The following is a 20,557-nucleotide window of genomic DNA, read 5'->3' on the forward strand; positions in this document are numbered from 1 at the left end:
GGCGGGCCCACTCAGTACTGGCTCACCGCTTGGAACAGCTCCGGCTGGCTGCGCTCATAGACCCGTGCGCCCAGACGCACCCCGATCCAGACCAGCGCCAGCCCCTTGAGCACCGCGCCGATCCCCAGCAGCCACCCCCACAGGGAGACGTCGGTGAGAAGCCAGGTGATGACCAAGATCACCTCCGGCAGCATCAGGATCAGGGTCGCGACCAGCATGCCCAGCTGGACGATCATCAGGCGTCCGGTGGAGCCTGAGGGCTGGCTCAGCGGTCCGTCCCCGGGCTTGGGGACGGGATAGGTGAAGCGTGCGGAGACCAGGCAGGAGAATCCGGCAATGCCCAGCAGCAGGCCCAGGCTCACTCCCACCAGCGCGACCGTGGTGACCGGTTCGGTGAACATCAGCGCCGGGATCAGGGCGGCGAGCACCGTGGCCGGCAGCCCGAAACTCAGCAGCCCGATCAGCCGACCCACCCGGTCCGCCGTGCCGGAGACGCCGCTGGTGATGTGCAGCGCGAAGGCCGAATGGTCATAGGAGATGTCGGCGGAGATCGCGAAGCCGAGCATCCAGCCCACGACCGGGCCCAGTGCGAGCAGGATCCACGGCTGGTCGAGCTGGGAGTACATGACCACGGCGAGGACGACGAAGGCGGGCACCACCACCAGAGTGCCGCCGTAGCGGCTGTCCTTGAGCCAGTAGGTGCTGGCTCGTGCGGCCACCGCGCCCCAGGGCGTGGCGGGGAACCGGGCGAAGAGCCCGAGCCCCTTCGCGTCCTTGGGCCCCGAGGAGCCGTGCACGGCCGGACGTTCGGTGATCTTCACCAGCGCGGTCCGGATGACGAGGACCGCGAGGGCCACCGTGGCGGCCAGGATCCCCACTCGCAGCGCGAAGGCGCCCCAGTGACCTGCCGCCGCGTCGGCGGGCAGGGCTGCGCCTGCCCCCAGCGGGGTCAGTGCGAGGAAGTCCACCACGCTCGGCACCGCGTCGCTGAGCGAGCTGAACGCGTTCTGCAGCCCGACCATGATCGGGTAGAGCATCACCATCAGGCTCAGGGCGAGGATGGCCAGGAAGTCCCGGGAGCGTCGACCGCTGAGCCAGGCGCTGATCGAGGTGGTCACCGCCTGAGAGACCAGGCTGAAGGTGATCAGCAGCAGCGGCAGCGTGAGCAGCGCCGTCGCCACGGCCGCAGGATCCCAGCGCCAATGCAGCACCTGCCCGATCAGCCAGATCAGCGTGAGCACCGCGCCGATCGAGACCAGCCCGGTCAGTGCGAGACCCAGGATCAGGCCGCGGCGTGGGATGCCGTAGGTGATGAACTGGCGCGGGTTCATCGCCGCGTCCGCACCCGAGATGAACACCGGGATGATCAGCCAGAGCAGGAAGACCGCCGAACCCATCAGCACGCTGGAGGTGCGGATGAACTGGGAATCGACGACCTCGGCGCCGCCGGCCATGACCTGCGCTGAGAACACCATTCCCACTATGCCCAGACCATAGAGTCCGGCGAAGACCGTGCCGAGGATGTGCCAGCCTGATTGGTTGAAACCGTTGAAGGTCAGGTCCTTCTTGAGCCGGATCAGAGTTGCAACCATGCGAGCTCCTGATCTCCAGCTTCAAGTCCGACCAGCTCCACGAAGCGTGACTCCAGGTCCGATCCGTCGCGGACCTCGTCCAGGGTGCCGGAGGCCAGCAGCCGGCCCTCGGCGATGATCCCGACGTGGGAGCACATCCGCTGGACCAGATCCATCACATGGCTGGAGAGGATCACCGTGCCGCCGGAGGCGACGTAGGACTCCAGCAGGCCACGGATGGTGCGCGCGGACACCGGGTCCACGGCTTCGAAGGGCTCATCGAGCACCAGAAGCTCCGGAGCGTGGACCATTGCGGAGGCCAGGGCGATCTTCTTGGTCATCCCGGCGGAGTAGTCCTGGACCAGCTTCCCCCGAGCATCTTCGAGACCGAGCACCCGAAGCAGATCCGCCGTCCGGGAGGCCACGGTGTCGCGGTCCATGCCGCGCAGCAGACCCGCGTAGGTCACCAGCTGTGCGCCGGTGAGCTTGTTGAAGAGCATGACGCCGTCGGCGAGCACGCCCATGGTGCGTTTGGCCTCGCGGGGATGGGCCCAGACATCGATGCCTCCGACCTCCGCGGTGCCGGCGTCGGGACGCATCAGTCCGGTGGCCATGGACAGCGTGGTGGTCTTGCCCGCCCCGTTGGGTCCCACGAAGCCGTAGAAGGAGCCGCGCGGCACATCGAGGTCGAGGTCGTCCACCGCGGGGGTCTGTCCGAATCGTTTCGCCAGACCGCGCAGTCTCAGCGCCGGAACGGTGAGGTCCGGCGAGGTCGGGGCAGTCGGGCGCTCACTGGCTGGTTGCATGCCTCAAGCCTAGCCACCGCAGGTCAGCTCCGCCTCAGCCCTGAGATGGAGATTGCGCGAGGCATCCGGGCCGGGCCGGATGCGGAGCTCTAGAAGAGCGCCCGGGCCAGCTGCTTGCGGGAGGCGGAGACCCGGGGATCGGTGTCTCCCGTGATGGAGTACAGCTCGACCAGGTGGGCGCGCGCGGTCTCCCGATCATCACCGAAGTGGGTCTGGATGAACCGGACCAGGCGTGAGAAGCCGTCCTCCACATGGCCGCCCAGCACGTCGAGGTCCGCGACGGCGATCTGAGCGGAGACGTCGTCGGGGTTCTCCGCCGCTGCCTGCCGGGCCGCGGCGAGATCGGCTCCGGTGGTGCGCTGCAGCAGCTTCACCTGGGCGAGGCCGATCTTGGCGTCCTCGTCGTCGGGCTTCTCCTTGATGGCCTGCTGGTAGGCCGCCGCGGCGGCGGCGTAGTCACTGTTCTCCAGGGCGTCGAGCGCCGCCTGGTGCAACGGCGGCAGCTCGGGCTCCGCGGCGGGCTCCTGGCCCTCCACGACCCGGGTGGACTGTGCCGGGAGCTTCTGCGTCATCCCGTTCTGCGTCGCCATCTGCACCATCTGCGTCACGAGCTGGGCGAGCTGATCGGCGGGGACCGAGGCGTCGAACTCCCCGACCGGACGACCCCCGATGAAGGCGGTGGCCACCGGGACCTGATCGGCGCTCTGGGCCAGCTCCGGGTGCGCGGCGGAGTCGATCTCTGCCAGCAGGAGGCGACCCTGCTGGGCGTCGACGAGGTCCTCCAGGGTGGTCTTCATCGTCGTCGATGCGGCGTCGGCACCGTGGATGAGCACGATCACCGGGGCCTGCGAGGAGAGCTCCACCACCTGCTGAAGCTGCTGCGGCTGCACCTGGATCGCCCAGCTGTTGGGCGCTCCTGCCGGGCCGGGCGCCGCGGGGGCCTGGCCAGCGGGGGCCTGGCCCGCAGCGCCAGCGGGGGTGGGCGCGGCGGGTGCGCCCTGGGAGGCGAGACCGGAGAGGTCCACCGCTCCCCTGGCGTCGACCCGTCGGGACTGGGGCTCCTGGGCGGAATCTGTCACTGCAGCGCTCCTTGCACGTCGGCGTCGATCAGGCTGGTCCGGCGGACCGATCTCCAGATGCGGAGATCAGTCCAGTACGTTGACCTCGTTCACAATATCGTGGACTCCGAGCACGTCGACCCGCTCGCCCTCCTCGGCCGGGATATGCAGGATCATCGACTCACGGTTGACGATGTCCACGTCCTCGGTGGTGGAGTCGGTCCCCGCCAGCTCGGCGGTGACTCCGCTGAGATTGATCGAGGCGTCGTCCTCCGGGCGCAGCTGCGTGGTGGAGTCGAAGCTTCCCACCGCGATGACCGAACCATCCGGCAGGCGCAGCGCGGTGCTCCCCTCCCCGACCAAGGGCCGGGTGTAGGAGATGCTGAGGTCCTCGGCGCTCTCGTCGAGCTCCTCCTGGTACGACTGGAGGTCCTCGATATAGGCGTTCTCCTCCACGCTCATGCCGAAGTAGTAGTCCCGGTTGTTCAGGAAGACCGCGACGCGCTCCATGGCATGGTTCGCAGTGAACCGCGCCACCTCGTCATCGGGGTCCACCGGCTCCACGCCGCCGTCTTCGGCGGAGATGGCCGGGAACGCGGTGCCCGGGACCATCAGCACCGCCTGGGTGAGCGCATAGTTCTCTCGGGGCGACTCCTGTTCGATGACGAGCAGCTGTGGGATCTCGGCCTCGGCCTCCTGGGTGATGACCACGGCCTGACGGGGGAACTCGGCGCTGGAGGTCACGGCGGCGCTGAGGATCTCGGTGCCGATCGCGTCGGGGGTGACCTCATCGTCGATCTCATGGTTGCGGTAGGTCAGCTCACGGACCTGCGCGGCGTTTCCGGACACGCGGGGGGCGAGCATCTCGGCGTCGAACTCCGCGTCCGCCGCGGCCGCCTGTTCCGCGATCTCCTCCACGATCCCCTGCAGCTGGGATTCCAGGAGCACCGAGTATCCGGCGTCCTCGCCGTCCTCGGCCTCCACCTCTTCGGCTTCGACCTCTTCGGTCTGCGCAGAGTCGTCCTCGGCGGGGTCCTCTGCGGGGTTCTCCGCGTCGGCCGTGAGCACTGCCGGGCTCAGCGCCAGCGCGAACGCCGCGGCGGTGGCCACCGAGCGGCTGCGCCAGGTGCGGCCCTCTTCCGTGCCGTCCTCGGAGGTGTTCCGGGTCCCGTTCTCGGGCTCCGCGTTCTCTGCCGTCTCGGTCTCCACCGGGGCGATGACGCCGGTGGCCTCGGGATCCTCGGGGGTGCCGGGTTCCCGGGCGTCAGCTCCGGCCGCGGTCGAGTCCTCTTCGTGGAGCGCGTCCGGGTCGTAGGTGCTCTCGGTGGCGGAGATCGAGCCGAGCGTTCCGGTCAGCTCCTCCTCGGCGGGATCGACATGCTGCGAATCGTCACGATCGGAGTGCTCGCGCTGCCCTTCGGTCTGGTTCATCTCGTCCTCGGTGGTGGCGGTGGCGGGAGCGGTGGTGGCGGTGGCACCCGCAGCTGTGGCGGGGGCTGTCGCGGAGGTGGCCGTGGCGCCCCGGGCCGTGGCAGGCGCAGCGACGGCGGGGGCGGGGGCGGCGGAATCGCGGCGGCGGGCGGCCAGCGCGCGGTAGAGCAGGAAGATGCCCACCAGGATCACCAGGGCGCCGAGCACGATCAACGTGGTGCCGAGCAGGCTCTCCTCCTCCTCGGGAAGCTCGACCGTGACCGCGCTGGGTGCGGGCTCCTCGCCGTCGCGGTAGATCAGCAGGCTCCACTCACCGGTGTCATCGGGGGCGCTCCAGCGGTAGCGCAGATCACCCTGGGTGGTCTCTGTGACGGCCCAGAGATCGGAGCCGCTGGGATCCGGCACGGTGGTCTCACCGTCGGTGAACTGGGCCTCGATGGTGGCCGGAGCGTCCTCGTCACCCTGGCGCAGCGCGCCGATGGTCACATGCGCGGCGTCACCCACCCAGGCTTCGATGTCCTGGGTGCGCGCCAGGGCAATGGTGTACTCACCCTCGGCATTGATCGTGAACTCTTCACGCTCGGCCTCCGGATCGATCAGGTCGTCGTTGATCACGGTCAGCGGGGCGTCCTGAACCTCCTCGCTCTGAGCGGTGGGGACCTCGTCGGAGGCCCAGACGGTGAGCAGCCCCACTCCGATGCCTGCCATGAGCAGGCCCAGGATGAAAGCGATGATGGAAGCGGGGAAACGCACGGGTGAGAGGTCCTTGATCGAGGCAGACGAGGGTTCAACCCCCTAGGATACCGAACATAACAATAAGATCACAGTCCGTGCGGCGGCTGGAAGGTTTCTCGCCGAGCGATGGTGTCCGGCGACGGGGGCGTGGCTAAGCTGAGCCCGTGACAGAGTCCGAGCAGAATCCCCATCCGCGGGACCCCCAGGTCCCGCCGGGCACCGACGAGCAGGCCGGTGCGGCAGCTCCGCGTCGCCCTCGGTTCGTGCGCCTCCCTGCTGAACGAGGTCTGCGAGCCGTGCAGAACAGCGTTCGCATCATGCGCTCGGCCCGCTCTGCCCGTGCGGCCAGGTCCTCGGGGACTCCGCCGGAATTCGATGAGTACGGTCTGCCTCCGGTCTCCACCGCGGACCCGCAGGCGGCGGCGCCCTACGCCTCCCGGCCGGTCTACACCGGATTCATGCTGGCCCTCGGCGTCGGCCTGGCCCTGATGGTGTTCTACGTGGCTCAGGCCAATACGCAGCTGCTGGTGTGGATCACCGCCGCGCTGTTCATCGCCATCGGCCTGGATCCGGTGGTGCGCAGTCTGGAGCGGGCCGGTCTGCCGCGGCCCGCGGGAGTGGCCGTCACGATCACGGGGTTCCTCGCCGTCGTCGCCACCTTCATCGCGTCCCTGGCCCCGATGGTCACCGAGCAGACCGCCACCTTCGTGCGTTCACTGCCGGCGCTGGTCGAGAACATCTCCAGCTCGCAGTGGTTCCACAGCATCGAAGATGAGTTCCAGGTCCAGCAGATCATCGACACCGAGGTCAACCGGTTCATCTCTGACCCCACGAACATCACCAATGCCCTCGGCGGGCTGTTCGGCGTCGGGACCGCGATCCTGACCACCGGGCTGGGCGCACTGGTGGTGTTCGTCCTGGCGATCTATTTCCTGGCCTCATTGCCGGTGATGACCGCCTGGGCCTACCGCTTGGCGCCCCGGTCCAAGCGCGACCGGGTCCAGCACCTCGGGGACCGGATCCTGGACGGGATCGGCCACTACGTGATCGGCCAGGCCGGTGTGGCGCTGCTCAACGGGATCGTCGCGTTCATCGCGATCAGCATCGCCGGCGTGCCGTTCGGCGTGCTCTTCGCGGTGGTCGCCGGGGTGCTGGCCTTCATCCCCCTGGTCGGCCCGGTCACCGGCGGCACCCTGGTCACACTGGTCGCGCTCACGGTGGACTGGCAGACCGCGGCGACGTTCGCCGGCATCTATTTCGTCTACCTGCAGGTGGAGGCCTATTTCGTCTCCCCGCGCATCATGGCGCGTGCCGTGCGGATCCCCGCCGCCGTCGTGGTGATCTCGGTGATCGCCGGCGGCGCGCTGCTCGGGGTGCTCGGCGCCCTGATGGCCATCCCGACCGCGGCCGCGGTGATGCTGCTGACCCGAGAGGTGCTCATCCGACGGCAGGACGCGCGCTAGCTGCCTCGCTGGCTCCCGGCCGGCTCCCCTGCTGGCTTCCCTGCTGGCTTCCCTGCAGGCTCCCCCGCTGGCTCCCCGGCCTCAGCCGATCCGCCAGCAGTGGCTGTGCCAGTGGCGCCGCTCGGCGGCGGCGTGTTCATCGCCGAAGATCGAATCCGCACGCCAGGCCACCACATGGGCGGTGCCGGCGGGCACCGGGAGCTGACATCCCGGGCAGGTGTAGCTCTTCTGTGCGGCAGAGGCGGAGATATGGCGCACGTGGTACTCCCCGTCCCGGCGGCGCACCGTCCCGGTGGAGAACGCTCCGTGACCGAAGACCCCGGTGGACAGCGGCCGGTGCTCGCGCTGCCATTTCGACGCGCGCCTTCCGGGTCCCTTCGCAGACTTGGCCATGGCTGCCATTCTTCCAGGTGATCGGGACTCACGGCGCACCACCTCGGCCGACCCCTTCGCTGCGCGTGCCGCGGGAGCCCGATGACCGGGTAGGATCAGGCACCGTGCGATTGGTAATTGCGACCTGCTCAGTGTCATATTCCGGACGGCTCAACGCCCATCTGGCCCAGGCCACGCGCCTGCTCATGGTCAAGGCCGACGGCGGCGTGCTCATCCATTCCGACGGCGGCTCCTATAAGCCGCTGAACTGGATGTCCCCGCCGGCCACGATGCGGGTCACCGAGCCCGACACGCAGCAGCGCGAGGCCGGCATCACCGAGGTCTGGACGGTCTCAGCGACCAAGAGCGATGACACGCTGCGCATCCTGATCAGCGAGGTCCACGAGGACGTCTCCCATGACCTCGGCGTGGACCCGGGTCTGGTCAAGGACGGCGTGGAGTCGGACCTGCAGAGGCTGCTCGCCGAGCAGATCGAGCTCCTGGGCGCCGGGCACCGACTCATCCGCCGCGAGCATCCGACTCCGATCGGTCCGGTGGACCTGCTCGCCCGCGGGCCGCAGGGCAGCGTGGCCGTGGAGCTCAAGCGTCGCGGTGACATCGACGGCGTCGAGCAGCTCACCCGCTACCTGGAGCTGCTCAACCGTGATCCGCTGCTGGCTCCGGTGCAGGGTGTCTTCGCCGCCCAGCAGATCAAGCCGCAGGCTCGAACGCTGGCCGAGGATCGCGGCATCCGCTGCCTGGTGCTGGACTACGACGCGATGCGCGGGGTCGACGACGCCGATTCGCGGCTCTTCTAGCCGCTGAACGACAACCCTCCCCGCGCGGTTTCCGGAAGCTGCTTCCGGAGCCGCGGTCGAGAGTGTTTCAGGCGCGGCCTGCGGCGCGGAACGTCGCGAGCGTGACCCCTCCGGGCAGCGACTCGAGACCTGCCGGGTGGAAGCTGTGCGCGGTCGCCTCCGCCCTGAACAGCGGGATGCCGGCGCCGAGCACCAGCGGGTTGATCTTCAGCTGGAGCTCGTCGATCTCCCCGAGGAGCTGCCCCGCGAGCTCAGCTCCCCCGCAGAGCCAGATGTCCCTGCCAGGTTCGGCCTTGAGCTCGCGCACCCGGGCGGGCAGATCTCCGTGGATCACCTCGATGCCAGGCGCCTGCCCCGGCGCGCGATGCGCTGCCAGGATCTGACGCAGGTGCGGATAGGCACCACCGAGAAGCCCGGCGTCCACCGCGGGCTGGTGGGTGCGTCGGCCCATCAGGACCGTGTCGAAGCGGCGAGGCTCCCCCGTGACGCCCAGAGCCTCCCGTGCGTGCACCGGACAGGTCTCGGGATAGCGCTCGAAGAGCGCATCCAAGGTCTGTGGATCCAGCGGAAAGCTGGAGAAGTCCCCCGCAGGGTCGGCGATGAAACCGTCGATGCTGGTGGCGATGTAATAGACGAGCTCACGCATGACATGCTCCCGAGGCTGCGGGCGGATGAGTCGGTGTGACTGGGGTGGTTCGGGCCAATCTATCGCAGCCCGATCGGCTCAGGCCCGGCGCGGACGCTGGGCCCCAGCCCACAGACAAGCGGGCCCCCAGCCCACAGACAAGCGGGCCCCCAGCCCACAGACAAGCGGGCCCCCGGTCTCCGTGAGGAGTCCGGGGGCCCGCCTGGTGATGCGGTGGATCGATCGGTGAGAAGGCTCAGCTCTCCTCGAGCTCGGCCTTGTCCGCCACGATGGTCACCTGATCGGAGTCCACGGAGAAGAAGCCTCCGCTGACCCGAGCCCGCACCGGAGCGCCCTCGACGGGGTTGATGACCAGGTCACCTTCGGCCAGCAGCGAGAGCACCGGGGTGTGACCCGGCAGAATGCCGATGTCACCCTCCACGGTGCGCCCGCGCACCGACTTCGCGGCACCGGACCAGACGGCGTGGTCGCTGGCGACCACCTGGACGTCGAGTTCGGCCATGATCAGCCCCGCTTCTTGATCTCGGCGTAGAGACGCTCGACATCATCGAGACCGCCGACGTTGTAGAACGCCTGCTCCGGGATGTGGTCGAGATCGCCGTTGGCGATGGCGTTGAAGCCCTCGATGGTGTCCTTGATCGCCACAGTGGAGCCGTCCACACCAGTGAACTGCTTGGCGGTGTAGGTGTTCTGCGACAGGAACTGCTCGATGCGACGGGCACGGGAGACGACGATCTTGTCTTCCTCGCCGAGCTCGTCGATGCCCAGGATCGCAATGATGTCCTGGAGCTCCTTGTTCTTCTGCAGGATCTGCTTCACCCGAGTCGCGGTGTCATAGTGCTCCTGCCCCACATACTGCGGGTCCAGGATGCGCGAGGTCGAGCTCAGCGGGTCCACGGCCGGGTACAGACCACGCGAGGCGATCGCACGGGAGAGCTCCGTGGTCGCATCCAGGTGGGCGAACACGTTCGCCGGCGCCGGGTCGGTGTAGTCATCGGCGGGCACGTAGACGGCCTGCATCGAGGTGATCGAGTGGCCGCGGGTCGAGGTGATGCGCTCCTGGAGCACACCCATCTCGTCCGCGAGGTTCGGCTGGTAGCCCACTGCCGAGGGCATGCGCCCGAGCAGCGTGGAGACCTCGGAGCCGGCCTGGGAGAAGCGGAAGATGTTGTCGATGAAGAGCAGCACATCCTGGTTCTGCACATCGCGGAAGTACTCCGCCATGGTCAGCGCGCTCAGTGCCACACGCAGACGCGTGCCTGGCGGCTCATCCATCTGACCGAACACCAGAGCGGTGTCCTTCAGCACGTTGGCCTCTTCCATCTCCACCCAGAGGTCATTGCCCTCACGGGTGCGCTCACCGACGCCGGCGAACACCGAGGTGCCGCCGAAGTTGCGGGCCACACGGGTGATCATCTCCTGGATCAGCACCGTCTTGCCCACGCCGGCGCCGCCGAAGAGGCCGATCTTGCCGCCCTGGATGTAGGGGGTCAGCAGGTCGATCACCTTGATGCCGGTCTCCAGCATCTCGGTGGAGCCCTCGAGCGCGGCGAAGTTCGGGGCCGGGCGGTGGATCGGCCAGCGATCGGTCACCTCGAGCTCCGAGATCGGCATGTCCAGGGTCTCGCCCAGGACGTTGAAGATGTGTCCCTTCACGGACTCACCCACCGGCACCGAGATCGCAGATCCGGTGTCGTGCACGGGGGTGCCGCGCACCAGGCCGTCGGTGGCCTGCAGCGAGATCGCACGAATGAGGTTGTCACCCAGGTGCGCGGCGACCTCGAAGGTGATCTTACGGGTCACGCCGCCGAGGGTGACCTCGGAGTTGAGCGCGTTGTACATCGATGGGATGGAGTCGGCGGGGAACTCAATGTCCACGACCGGACCGATCACCCGGGCGATGCGACCAGTCGCACCCGGCTGACCGGCTCCTCCGGAGCTCTGCTCTGCAGTAGTGGCAGTCATCTCTCTCACTTCACTTGATCTTGGATGATGTCAAAACGTCTGTTGTTGGCCTGCGGGAGTACCCGTGGGCTAGCTCGCGGCCAGAGCGTCGGCACCCGCGATGAGCTCGCTGAGCTCCTGGGTGATCTCGGCCTGGCGAGCGTTGTTGCGCAACAGGGTGTACTTCTTGATGAGGTCGTCCGCGTTGTCGGCAGCGGACTTCATCGCCCGCTGGCGAGCTGCGAGCTCCGATGCCGAAGCCTCCAGCATCGCCGCGAAGATCTTGGACTCGATGTACCGCGGGAGCAGCGCATCGAGGACCTCTTCGGCGGCGGGCTCGAAGTCATACAGCGGGGTGGGCTCGTGCTTGGCGTCCGCATCCTGCTCCACGAAGGCCAGCGGCAACAGACGTCGCACCACCGGCTCCTGCTTCACCATGGACTGGAACTCGGTGTAGACCAGGTACAGCTCGTCCACGCCGCCCTCCTCGGTGGGCTGCAGGAAGCGATCGACCAGTGTGCGGCCGATCTCCTGAGCGCGGTCCACCTCGGGGGCGTCGGTGTTTCCGGTCCATACCTGGTCATACTCCCGCTCGCGGAAGTCGTAGAACGCCTGTGCCTTGCGTCCATAGAGGTACGGGCGGACCTCCTTGCCGTCCTCCCGAAGGCGCTTGGTCAGGGCTTCGCCCCGCTTGAGCACGTTCGTGGAATAGGCGCCGGCGAGTCCGCGGTCGCTGGTGAGGATCAGCACTGCCGCGCGGGTGGGGTTCTCCACCTTCGTGGTCAGCACATGATCGATGTCGTTCTGCGAGGCCACGGCGGAGACCGCACGTGTGATGGCATCTGCGTATGGCGAGGCTGCCCGCGCACGGCTGCGTGCTTTGCCGATGCGAGACGTCGCGATCAGCTCCATCGCCTTGAAGATCTTCTTCATCGACGAGGTCGATGCGATCTTCTGGCGGTAGACCCGAATCTGGGCTCCCATGCTTGTCCTTCCCTGATGTCGTCCAGCAAGTGATTCTGCTTAGCGGGGGTTAAAACCTCAGCTGCGGGCGGGAATCTCTTCCTGGCTGATCTCGTCGGCGGACATCGCGTCGGTCTGCTCGTTGCCCACGATGGACGAAGCACCCTCGGCGTGGAATTCCTTCTTGAACGCGACCATGGCGTCCTTCAGCGCGCTGACGGTGTCGTCCTCCAGCTTGCCTGAGGCGGCGATGTTGGTCAGCACGTTGGTCTTGCGACGCAGGTAGTCCAGCCAGTCCGTCTCGAAGCGCTTGATGTCTGCGGTCTCGACATCGTCCAGGTGACCCTGGGCGCCGGTCCAGATCGATGCGACCTGGTCCTCGATCGGGTATGGCGTGTACTGCGCCTGCTTGAGCAGCTCGGTCTGTCGCTCGCCGCGCACCAGCTGCTGGCGGGTGGCGGGGTCCAGGTCCGAGGCGAACATCGCGAAGGCCTGCATGTCGCGGTACTGCGCCAGGTCCAGCTTCAGCGTGCCCGAGACCTTCTTCATGGCCTTCAGCTGCGCGGCACCACCGACGCGGGACACCGAGATGCCCACGTCGACTGCCGGACGCTGGTTGGCGTTGAACAGGTCCGACTGCAGGAAGATCTGACCGTCGGTGATCGAGATGACGTTGGTCGGGATGTAGGCCGAGACGTCGTTGGCCTTGGTCTCCACCAGCGGCAGTCCGGTCATCGAACCGGCGCCGAGCTCGTCGGAGAGCTTGGCACAACGCTCGAGCAGACGGGAGTGCAGGTAGAACACGTCGCCGGGGTAGGCTTCGCGGCCCGGTGGGCGACGCAGCAGCAGCGAGACCGCGCGGTAGGCCTCAGCCTGCTTGGAAAGGTCATCAAAGACGATCAGCACGTGCTTGCCGCCGTACATCCAGTGCTGGCCGATGGCCGAGCCGGCGAACGGCGCCAGGTACTTATAGCCGGCGGGGTCGGAGGCCGGGGACGCCACGATGGTGGTGTACTCCAGCGCGCCGCGCTCCTCCAGCGTCTGCCGCACGGCAGCGATGGTGGAGGCCTTCTGGCCCACAGCGACGTAGACGCAGCGGACCTGCTTGGCGACGTCGCCGGACTCCCAGTTCGCCTTCTGGTTCAGGATGGCGTCGATGGCGATCGCGGTCTTGCCGGTCTGGCGGTCACCGATGATCAGCTGACGCTGGCCGCGGCCGATCGGGATCATGGCGTCGATGGCCTTGATGCCGGTCTGCAGCGGCTCGTGCACGGATTTGCGCTGCACCACCGAGGGAGCCTGAAGCTCCATCGGACGGCGACCCTCCGGGGTGATGTCGCCCTTGTCGTCGATGGGCGTGCCCAGCGGGTCGACCACGCGACCCAGGAACTCGTCACCGACCGGGACCGAGAGGACCTCGCCGGTGCGGGTGACCTCCTGGCCCTCCTCGATGCCGGAGAACTCGCCGAGGATCACGACGCCGATCTCTCGGGTGTCGAGGTTCTGGGCCAGGCCCAGGGTGCCGTCTTCGAAGCGAAGAAGTTCGTTTGCCATGGTCGAGGGAAGTCCCTCGACACGAGCGATGCCGTCAGCCGCGGAGATCACGCGTCCGACCTCGACGCGCTCTGCGCTGCCGGGATCGTAGGATGCGGCGAAATCGTTCAAGGCGTTGCGGACGTCGTCGGCGTTGATGGTCAAGTCGGCCATCTGCAGTCCCTGCTCTCCTCAGTCATGGCCGCAGTCTGCGGCCGGGTGGTTCAAAGATTCACGTATGTGTTGAGCCAGTCTGAAGAAGACTAGCTGGCCAGTCTCCGGTTCAGGTCATTGAGCTTGGTGGCCACCGTGGAGTCGACCACCTCATCCCCGACCTGGACACGGATGCCGCCGACCACGGCCGGGTCGAGCACGACGTCGAGCTTCAGCTCTCGACCGAAGTAACGGTCCAGGCTTGCCCCGAGCCGCTGCATATAGCTGGGATCCAGCTCTTTGGCGACGGTGACCAATGCGATCCAGCGCTGCTGGCGGGCTGCGATCTGCTCGGTGAAGCGCTCGACGAGCTGCGAGGGGCGAAGCCCGCGCGGCGACGTCACGGCGCGATCGATGAGCAGCCGCGCCTCGGCGCTGGCTCCCGGTGAGAGCTGCGCACCGAGCTTCTGCTTGGCCTCGCCGGTTGCCTGGGCGTCGGTCAGCGCACGCTGCACCTGGTGCGAGGAGGCCACGGTCCGCCGGAAGTCCAGCAGTGCGGTCTCCAGCTTCTCGAGTCCTGCCAGGCCCTCACGCTCGGCCTGCACCACTACCACTACGACGGCGAGGACCTCGACGGCATCGCCGAGATCGCGTTCCTTGCTCCAGCGACGTGAGACCAGGGCATCGAGGACTTCCGTCGTCGTGGCCTTGACCTTCGCGCCGAAGAGGCTGCGCACCATCGCGACCCGATCCTGCGGATCACGGGAGGGGTCGGTGAGGCTGCGGCGCAGCCCTGCCGAGGAATCGAGGACATCCAGGACAGCGAAGAGCTCGCGGGCGACCTCGAGGTCGGCCTGCGCCAGTGACGGCGCGAGCTCCTGCTGCACGGCTGCCAGGGATTCGGTGGTCACCGCTGCCATTACTGTGCTGCTCCTGTCTGGCCAGCCTGAGCTGACTGATCAGCGTCGAGGTCGGCGAGGAAGCGATCCACGACTCGCTGGGAGCGGGTGTCGTCCTCGAGCGCCTCGCCGACGATCCGGCTCGCGAGCTGTGTGGCCAGCGATCCGACCTCAGCCTTGAGCGAATGCGCAGCCGATGCCCGTTCTGCGGCGATCTGCTGCTGGGCCTGTTCGGTGATGCGGGCTGCCTCCACGGCGGCCTTCTCCTTGTGCTCGGCGACGATCTGCGCACCTTCGGCGCGAGCTTCCTCGCGCATCCGGCTCGCCTCAGCGCGGGCATCCCCGAGGTTCTTCTCGTACTCGGCCTTCATGGCCTCGGCTTCAGCCTTGGCGTTCTCAGCCTCGTTGAGGCCGCCTTCGATGGCCTCGATGCGGGTCTGATAGGCCTTCTCGAATGCCGGCGCGATCCATTTCTTGACGACATAGAGCAGCACTAGGAAGCCGAGTATTACGACCAGCGCCTCCCAGGGGTTGGGAAGCAATGGGTTGGCGTCGCCTTCTGCCGCCTGGATCAGAGATGCACTGATCATGTGTTCACCCTTTTTTCAGTAGTCTGACGATCTCAGAGGGCCCGGAGCTCCGGTGCCCGTCCTAGAAGAATCGAACCAGCGTCAGAGCACGAAGGCGAAGACGATGGCAAGGATGAAGACCGCCTCCGCCAGCGCGAAGCCGAGGATGGCGATGGGCTGCAGCACACGCTGTGCCTCAGGCTGGCGGGCCACACCGTTGAGGTAGGCCGAGAAGATCATGCCGATGGCCAGTGCAGCGCCGAAGCCTGCGAGACCCATACCGACCATGTTCAGAGTGCCGTCCATATGTGTTGCTCACTTTCTGTACGAGTCCGGCGTGCGTACCACGCGGACGGTTCAATGTCAGGCTCACCGGCGTCTGCCGGTCCGCCGCTGTGACTCGGTGTCCCTCTCGGGTCATCCGAACCGCATAGAGGAAAATCAGTGGGCGTCAGCCTCGATGGAGCCCTGGATGTAGATCGCTGTCAGCAGGGCGAAGACGAAGGCCTGCAGGACCATCATGATGAGCTCCAGGAAGTACAGCGGAATGGAGCCCACCAGGATCAGCGCGCCGAGGCCGTAGCCGTCCAGGCCGCCCTGCTGGGCGACGAGGAACTCGACGCCGGAGCCGGCGAGCATCACGATGATGTGACCAGCGAGCATCACGGCCATGAGACGCAGCGAGTGCGTCAGCGGGCGGATGATGAAGTTCGAGAGGAACTCCAGGACCACCAGCAGCGGCAGCAGCCACTTCGGCACACCCGAGGGCACCGTCATGAGCTTGATGAACTTCGGTCCGTGAGTCCTGAAGCCCAGCACGATCCAGGCGATCCAGATGATTCCGGCCAGCGCGTAGGCAGGGCCGGCGTGGGAGAAGGTCGGCAGCTGCAGGCCCGGGATGGCGCCGAAGAGGTTGTTGACCAGCACGAAGAAGAAGACCGCGAAGAGCAGCGGGATCCACTGCCGGAAGTGCTTCTCACCGAGGATGTCGCGCCCCAGGGTGTGCCGGACGAAGCCGTAGCCGGACTCGGCGATGAACTGAGTGCGGGAGGGAACCAGGGACTGCTTCCGAATCGCCCACATGAAGAACCAGGAGATGACGATGACCGAGAGGATGACCATCAGCATGTTCTTGCCGAAGCCAGTCCCCCACTCCGCCATCCAGGGAAAGATCTCCGGAAGATGCGTCTCAGAAATCGTGGGCGGCTGGAATCCACCTTCATTGGTGGCCATGGGCGCAAGCGAATGCAACGCTGGTCCTCTCTGCGGTGTCCGTCAGTGGGTTACAACCCCGGGCATCGGAAGCCGGATCAACTCCGTCTCGCCTTGTATGTGGTCCGCCGGTCTACGAGAAAGACTTCCGAAGACGGTCCACGGGCAACTCCCCCACGCCGGTGTGAGAACACACGGAACTAGTGTGGGAAGTCACCGAAAGCTTACCAGAACAACGACCCCCGGCACTGCCGGGCACCACTCGCCCCGAGCCGTCCCACCCCGCCCACGGTCGGTTCCAGGGGCTGGCTCAGCCGCCCAGCCGTTGCCGCAGCGCCCGTTGGGCGGCGGCACGGTTGACCCGCAGCGCTCGACGCCGGAGCCAGGGGCCCAGCGTGAGCACCACTGCCGCGCCCAGGCTCAGCACCATGCCGGAGGTGACCAGCCACCAGGGCAGGAAGTTGAAGGAGACGGCCCCGAAGGCGAACAGTGCCGACCAGAGATAGAGCAGCAGCACCGCCTGCGGGTGCGAGTAGCCGCCGTCGACCAGCTTGTGGTGCAGGTGCCCGCGATCCGGGCTGAACGGCGAGGACCCTCGCGCGGTGCGCCGGACCACCGCCATCGCCAGGTCCAGCAGCGGAAGCAGGGTCACCGCCAGCGGCAGCAGGATCGGCATATACGCCGGGATGTTACGGAATCTGAAGCCCTCGGCGAGCTGACCGACGTCGGCGGTCACCGCCAGCGCACCGGCGGCCATGACCAGTCCCAGCAGCATCGCTCCGGTGTCGCCCATGATGATCTTCGAGGGGTAGAAGTTGTGCGGCAGGAAGCCCAGGCAGGAGCCCACCAGCACCGCCATCAGCAGGGTGACCAGGTTCGAGGCGTCGAAGGCGTTGATCGAGAGCGTGAGCAGGTAGCTGTAGATGAAGAAGGCGGCCCCGCCGAGCGCGGCGACCCCCGCGGCCAACCCGTCGAGGCCGTCGATGAAGTTGAAGGCATTGATGGTGAGCACCACCACGAAGACGGTCAGCAGCGACTGGACCAGCGGACCGCCCACCCCCAGCCAGCCCACCGGCATGACCTCGAGCGCGATTCCATGGAGCACCAGGATGACCGCGGCCCCGACCTGTCCGCCGAGCTTGAGCATCCACGGGATGTCCCAGGTGTCGTCGGCCATGCCGACCAGCAGGATCACCACCATGGCCGCGAACACTCCGCGCACCGGGGTCAGATCCGCGAAGATCCCACTGAGGTAGGGAATCGTGGAGGCCGCGGCGAGGCCCACGACCATCCCGAGGAACATCGCCACACCACCCCAGCGCGGCTTGATCTGGCTGTGCACGTCACGGTCCCGGATCGGGGTGTAGATGCCCAGCTTCAGCGCGATGCTTCGCACCGCGGGGGTGAGCAGATAGGTCACCACCATCGAGACGGCGAGGACTGCCAGGAAGTAGATCATGAGTGTGTGTCGGGCGCCTCTGCCTGAGCCGGGGCTTCAGAGGTCTCTGCCTGAGCCGGGGCTTCAGTGGCCTCTGCCTCAGGCGCGGCTTCGGGCGCCAGGCTGGCGACCACGGCCTGCAGCTCGGCGAGCGGCAGCGCCCCGGGTCGCACCACGCGCAGCGGGGTCACGGTGGCGTCGATGATGGTCGACGCCTCGGAGGAGCCGCGGTCGCCGTCGTCGAGGTAGACCGAGACGGATTCGGCGAGCATCTGCTGGGCCTCGCTGATGGTGGTCGCGGCGGGCATGCCGGTGCGGTTGGCCGAGGAGACGGCAAGCGGTCCGGTCGCGCCGAGCAGGTCCAGGGCGAGCTCGTCGGCGGGCATGCGCAGCGCCACGGTGCCGCGGGTCTCCCCCAGGTCCCAGCGCAGCGAGGGCTGGGCATGCAGGATCAGCGTCATCGGACCCGGCCAGAAGGCCTGCGCCAGGGCCCGGGCCTCCTCGGGCACATCGATGGCCAGGGCGTCCATGATCTCGGGGCCTCCGATCAGCACCGGCGGCGGCATGGCGCGGCTGCGACCCTTGGCGGCCAGCAGCACCGCCACGGCCTGCGGCGAGAACGCGTCGGCGCCGATTCCGTAGACCGTGTCGGTGGGCAGGACCACTGTTTCACCGCGAGAGAGCGCGTCCTGCGCCGCAGAGATGCCCTCGGCGCGGGAGGCGGGGTCGGTGCAGTCGACTGTCTGGCTCACGCCCGCCATTCTTCCACGCCGAGAGCTGGATCTGGGTGAGCCACGGAGCCTGCGTCAGCGGCATCGGCAGCGCCGGTGACAGTGCCGGTGACAGTGCCGGCGACCGCGCTGGTCGCGCGGTCTCGTCCGGTGAGGTCCTGGTGGGTGCTCACCTGCGTCAGCGACTCGTCGGCCCGGCAGTGCTCGGCGAGCACCGAGGCCTGGGACTCGGCGTGTTCCAGGATGAACCAGCCGCCCGGCGCCAGCAGCCGTTTGGCGGCGGCGATCACCGCATGAGGCATGGTGAGCCCGTCGGCTCCCCCGCCGTAGAGCGCCAGCTCGGGATCATGGACCCGGACCTCCTCCTCGCGCGGCACCATCCCGGCAGGGATATAGGGCGGATTGGAGACGACGACGTCGAAGCTGGACTCCCACTCTTCGGGCACCTCACGCAGGTCCCGCTGGTGCAGGGCCACGCCGAGCGGTTCGAGGTTCAGCTCGGCCCAGGCCACCGCCTGGGCGGAGAGTTCCACGGCGTGGACCTCTGCGGAGGGGTGCTCGGCGGCGATGGCGGCGGCCAGGGCACCGGATCCGGTGCCGAGGTCGATCACCCGGGGCCGCCAGGAGGCGGGACGCTGGGCGGCCATCCGGGCGAGCTGGTCCAGGGCCGCCTGGGCGACCTGTTCGGTCTCGGGGCGTGGGATGAAGACTCCGGGGCCCACGCGCAGCTCGAGGTGCCGGAACGGGGCCAGTCCGGTGAGGTGCTGCAGCGGCACCCGATCGGCGCGCTCGGCCACGAGGTCGGTGAGCTTCTCGGCCTGCTCGGCGGTGACCGCGCTGCCCGCCACCGCCATGGCGGCGAGCCGACCGCGCGGTACGCCCAGCACGTGGGCTGCAAGGATCTCGGCATCGACCCGAGGGCTGGGCACGTCCGCGGCGCGGAGTCGGGCCGCGGCCTGGTTCAGCAGCTGGTCAGCCGGCTGGTGTGCGGGCATCGGGATCAGGCCTGGTCGTCGTTGAGCGCCGCGAGACGCTCCTGCTCGTCGAGCTCGACGCAGGACTGGATCACGGCCTCGAGGTCTCCGTTGATCACGGTGTCCAGGTTGTAGGCCTTGTACCCGCTGCGGTGATCCACGATCCGGTTCTCCGGGTAGTTGTAGGTGCGGATGCGCTCGGAGCGGTCCATGGTGCGGACCTGGGACTTGCGCACCTGGGCGTTGTCGGCGTCGATCTGTTCCTGCTGGTGGGCCAGGATCCGGGAGCGCAGCACCCGCATCGCGGCCTCCTTGTTCTGCAGCTGGGACTTCTCGTTCTGCATCGCCACCACGATCCCGGTGGGCAGGTGGGTGATGCGTACCGCGGAGTCGGTGGTGTTCACGCTCTGCCCGCCGGGCCCGGAGGAGCGGTAGACGTCGATCTTGAGGTCGTTCTGGCTCAGCTCCAGCTCCTCGGGCTCATCGACTTCGGGCAGGACCAGCACTCCGGCGGCCGAGGTGTGGATCCGGCCCTGGGACTCGGTCTCGGGCACCCGCTGCACCCGGTGCACACCGCCTTCGAACTTCAGGTGGGCGTAGACGCCCTGGGCCGGGTCATTGGTGGAGGACTTGATGGCCATCTGGACATCCTTATAGCCTCCCAGATCTGAGGGGGTCGAGGAGATGATCTCGGTCTTCCAGCCCCGAGCCTCGGAGTAGCGGGTGTACATGCGCAGCAGGTCCCCGGCGAAGAGCGCCGCCTCATCGCCGCCGGCGCCGCCCTTGATCTCGATGATCACGTTGCGCACATCGTTCTCATCGCGAGGGATGAGCATGCGCAGCAGCTTCGCGGCGGCCTCCTCGCGCTGGGCTGTGAGCCCGGGGATCTCCGCGGCGAACTCGGAGTCCTCCTCGGCGAGCTCCTGCGTGGTCGCCAGGTCCTCGCTGAGCTGTTTCCAGGTCTTGTGCGCCTCGGCCACACCGTTGAGCTGCGCGTAGCGGCGCCCCAGCCGACGCGCCAGGGACTGGTCGGCGTGGACCTGCGGATCGCCGAGCTGCTCCTGGAGCTCGGCGTGCTCGGTGAGCAGCGTCGATACGGAGTCGAACATCCGGGCGTTGATCTCTTCGTCCATGACTGGATTCTCTCTCGTTTCCTGGGCTGGCGCGCGAACGCAGCGCGGGCGCAACGGGCTGGTACAGGCGAAGCCCGGGGAGAGCGGCGCTCTCCCCGGGCTTCAGCT

General features: G+C 67.7%; 20 protein-coding genes. 2 read left to right on the forward strand and 18 right to left on the reverse strand.

Annotated elements, in window-relative coordinates; all coding sequences use genetic code 11:
* Positions 1 to 11: 11 nt before the first annotated feature.
* The 4 genes from I2487_RS10995 to I2487_RS11010 form a co-directional block, all read right to left on the reverse strand.
* Positions 12 to 1,592 (reverse strand): transporter, encoded by a 1,581-nt coding sequence (locus I2487_RS10995; RefSeq protein WP_207171165.1) that lies wholly within the window; start codon positions 1,590 to 1,592, stop codon positions 12 to 14.
* A complete protein-coding gene (locus I2487_RS11000) occupies positions 1,577 to 2,377 on the reverse strand; it encodes an ABC transporter ATP-binding protein (RefSeq protein ID WP_207171164.1) in 801 nt (266 codons plus the stop codon). The genes I2487_RS10995 and I2487_RS11000 overlap by 16 nt, the downstream gene beginning before the upstream one ends.
* Before the next feature lie 89 nt (positions 2,378 to 2,466).
* Entirely contained in the window at positions 2,467 to 3,456 is a 990-nt protein-coding gene (locus I2487_RS15760) for a tetratricopeptide repeat protein (protein ID WP_207171163.1), read from the reverse strand.
* Positions 3,457 to 3,522: 66 nt separating this feature from the next.
* Complete coding sequence (locus tag I2487_RS11010; RefSeq protein WP_207173046.1) at positions 3,523 to 5,619, reverse strand: hypothetical protein; 2,097 nt, start codon at positions 5,617 to 5,619, stop codon at positions 3,523 to 3,525.
* A gap of 146 nt (positions 5,620 to 5,765) precedes the next feature.
* Between I2487_RS11010 and I2487_RS11015 the strand changes: the two genes are divergently transcribed.
* The gene (locus tag I2487_RS11015) at positions 5,766 to 7,064 is read left to right on the forward strand and encodes an AI-2E family transporter (RefSeq protein WP_345941405.1); all 1,299 of its coding nucleotides are present in this window, start codon (positions 5,766 to 5,768) and stop codon (positions 7,062 to 7,064) included.
* A gap of 81 nt (positions 7,065 to 7,145) precedes the next feature.
* Here the strand turns inward: I2487_RS11015 and I2487_RS11020 are convergent, their stop codons facing one another.
* Positions 7,146 to 7,457, reverse strand: coding sequence for an Rv1322 family protein (locus I2487_RS11020; RefSeq protein WP_036476440.1), 312 nt, complete (start codon positions 7,455 to 7,457; stop codon positions 7,146 to 7,148).
* A gap of 104 nt (positions 7,458 to 7,561) precedes the next feature.
* Between I2487_RS11020 and nucS the strand changes: the two genes are divergently transcribed.
* Positions 7,562 to 8,254, forward strand: coding sequence for an endonuclease NucS (gene nucS / locus I2487_RS11025; protein WP_207171149.1), 693 nt, complete (start codon positions 7,562 to 7,564; stop codon positions 8,252 to 8,254).
* 67 nt (positions 8,255 to 8,321) lie between these two features.
* Here the strand turns inward: nucS and I2487_RS11030 are convergent, their stop codons facing one another.
* The 13 genes from I2487_RS11030 to prfA all read right to left on the reverse strand — a co-directional run bounded on the left by I2487_RS11030 (position 8,322) and on the right by prfA (position 20,425).
* Positions 8,322 to 8,900: a dihydrofolate reductase family protein gene (locus I2487_RS11030; RefSeq protein WP_207171148.1), complete on the reverse strand. Its 579-nt coding sequence runs from the start codon at positions 8,898 to 8,900 to the stop codon at positions 8,322 to 8,324.
* A 235-nt stretch (positions 8,901 to 9,135) separates the two neighbouring features.
* Positions 9,136 to 9,402 carry a F0F1 ATP synthase subunit epsilon gene (locus I2487_RS11035; RefSeq protein ID WP_207171147.1) on the reverse strand — a complete coding sequence of 89 codons (267 nt, stop codon included), beginning with the start codon at positions 9,400 to 9,402 and terminating at the stop codon, positions 9,136 to 9,138.
* A gap of 2 nt (positions 9,403 to 9,404) precedes the next feature.
* The gene (gene atpD, locus I2487_RS11040; protein WP_036476444.1) at positions 9,405 to 10,865 is read right to left on the reverse strand and encodes a F0F1 ATP synthase subunit beta; all 1,461 of its coding nucleotides are present in this window, start codon (positions 10,863 to 10,865) and stop codon (positions 9,405 to 9,407) included.
* A gap of 69 nt (positions 10,866 to 10,934) precedes the next feature.
* Positions 10,935 to 11,828: a F0F1 ATP synthase subunit gamma gene (locus tag I2487_RS11045; RefSeq protein ID WP_207171146.1), complete on the reverse strand. Its 894-nt coding sequence runs from the start codon at positions 11,826 to 11,828 to the stop codon at positions 10,935 to 10,937.
* A 57-nt stretch (positions 11,829 to 11,885) separates the two neighbouring features.
* Positions 11,886 to 13,514 carry a F0F1 ATP synthase subunit alpha gene (gene atpA / locus I2487_RS11050; RefSeq protein WP_036476448.1) on the reverse strand — a complete coding sequence of 543 codons (1,629 nt, stop codon included), beginning with the start codon at positions 13,512 to 13,514 and terminating at the stop codon, positions 11,886 to 11,888.
* 89 nt (positions 13,515 to 13,603) lie between these two features.
* Positions 13,604 to 14,413, reverse strand: a complete 810-nt coding sequence (locus I2487_RS11055; protein WP_207171145.1) for a F0F1 ATP synthase subunit delta — start codon at positions 14,411 to 14,413, stop codon at positions 13,604 to 13,606.
* Positions 14,413 to 14,982, reverse strand: a complete 570-nt coding sequence (locus I2487_RS11060; protein ID WP_207171144.1) for a F0F1 ATP synthase subunit B — start codon at positions 14,980 to 14,982, stop codon at positions 14,413 to 14,415. Before I2487_RS11060 ends, I2487_RS11055 begins: the two co-directional genes overlap by 1 nt.
* 81 nt (positions 14,983 to 15,063) lie before the next feature.
* Positions 15,064 to 15,267 carry an ATP synthase F0 subunit c gene (locus I2487_RS11065; protein ID WP_036476452.1) on the reverse strand — a complete coding sequence of 68 codons (204 nt, stop codon included), beginning with the start codon at positions 15,265 to 15,267 and terminating at the stop codon, positions 15,064 to 15,066.
* 135 nt (positions 15,268 to 15,402) lie between these two features.
* A complete protein-coding gene (atpB, locus tag I2487_RS11070; protein ID WP_207171143.1) occupies positions 15,403 to 16,194 on the reverse strand; it encodes a F0F1 ATP synthase subunit A in 792 nt (263 codons plus the stop codon).
* A 289-nt stretch (positions 16,195 to 16,483) separates the two neighbouring features.
* Positions 16,484 to 17,632, reverse strand: coding sequence for an MraY family glycosyltransferase (locus tag I2487_RS11075; RefSeq protein ID WP_207171142.1), 1,149 nt, complete (start codon positions 17,630 to 17,632; stop codon positions 16,484 to 16,486).
* Positions 17,629 to 18,372 (reverse strand): L-threonylcarbamoyladenylate synthase, encoded by a 744-nt coding sequence (locus I2487_RS11080; protein WP_207171141.1) that lies wholly within the window; start codon positions 18,370 to 18,372, stop codon positions 17,629 to 17,631. The genes I2487_RS11075 and I2487_RS11080 overlap by 4 nt, the downstream gene beginning before the upstream one ends.
* On the reverse strand, positions 18,360 to 19,337 hold the full coding sequence (prmC, locus tag I2487_RS11085; RefSeq protein ID WP_207171140.1) for a peptide chain release factor N(5)-glutamine methyltransferase: 978 nt from the start codon (positions 19,335 to 19,337) through the stop codon (positions 18,360 to 18,362). The genes I2487_RS11080 and prmC overlap by 13 nt, the downstream gene beginning before the upstream one ends.
* Before the next feature lie 5 nt (positions 19,338 to 19,342).
* Entirely contained in the window at positions 19,343 to 20,425 is a 1,083-nt protein-coding gene (gene prfA / locus I2487_RS11090) for a peptide chain release factor 1 (protein WP_207171160.1), read from the reverse strand.
* Positions 20,426 to 20,557 lie beyond the last annotated feature (132 nt).

The sequence above is a fragment of the Nesterenkonia sp. E16_10 genome (assembly GCF_017347085.1).
Classification (GTDB): Bacteria; Actinomycetota; Actinomycetes; order Actinomycetales; family Micrococcaceae; genus Nesterenkonia.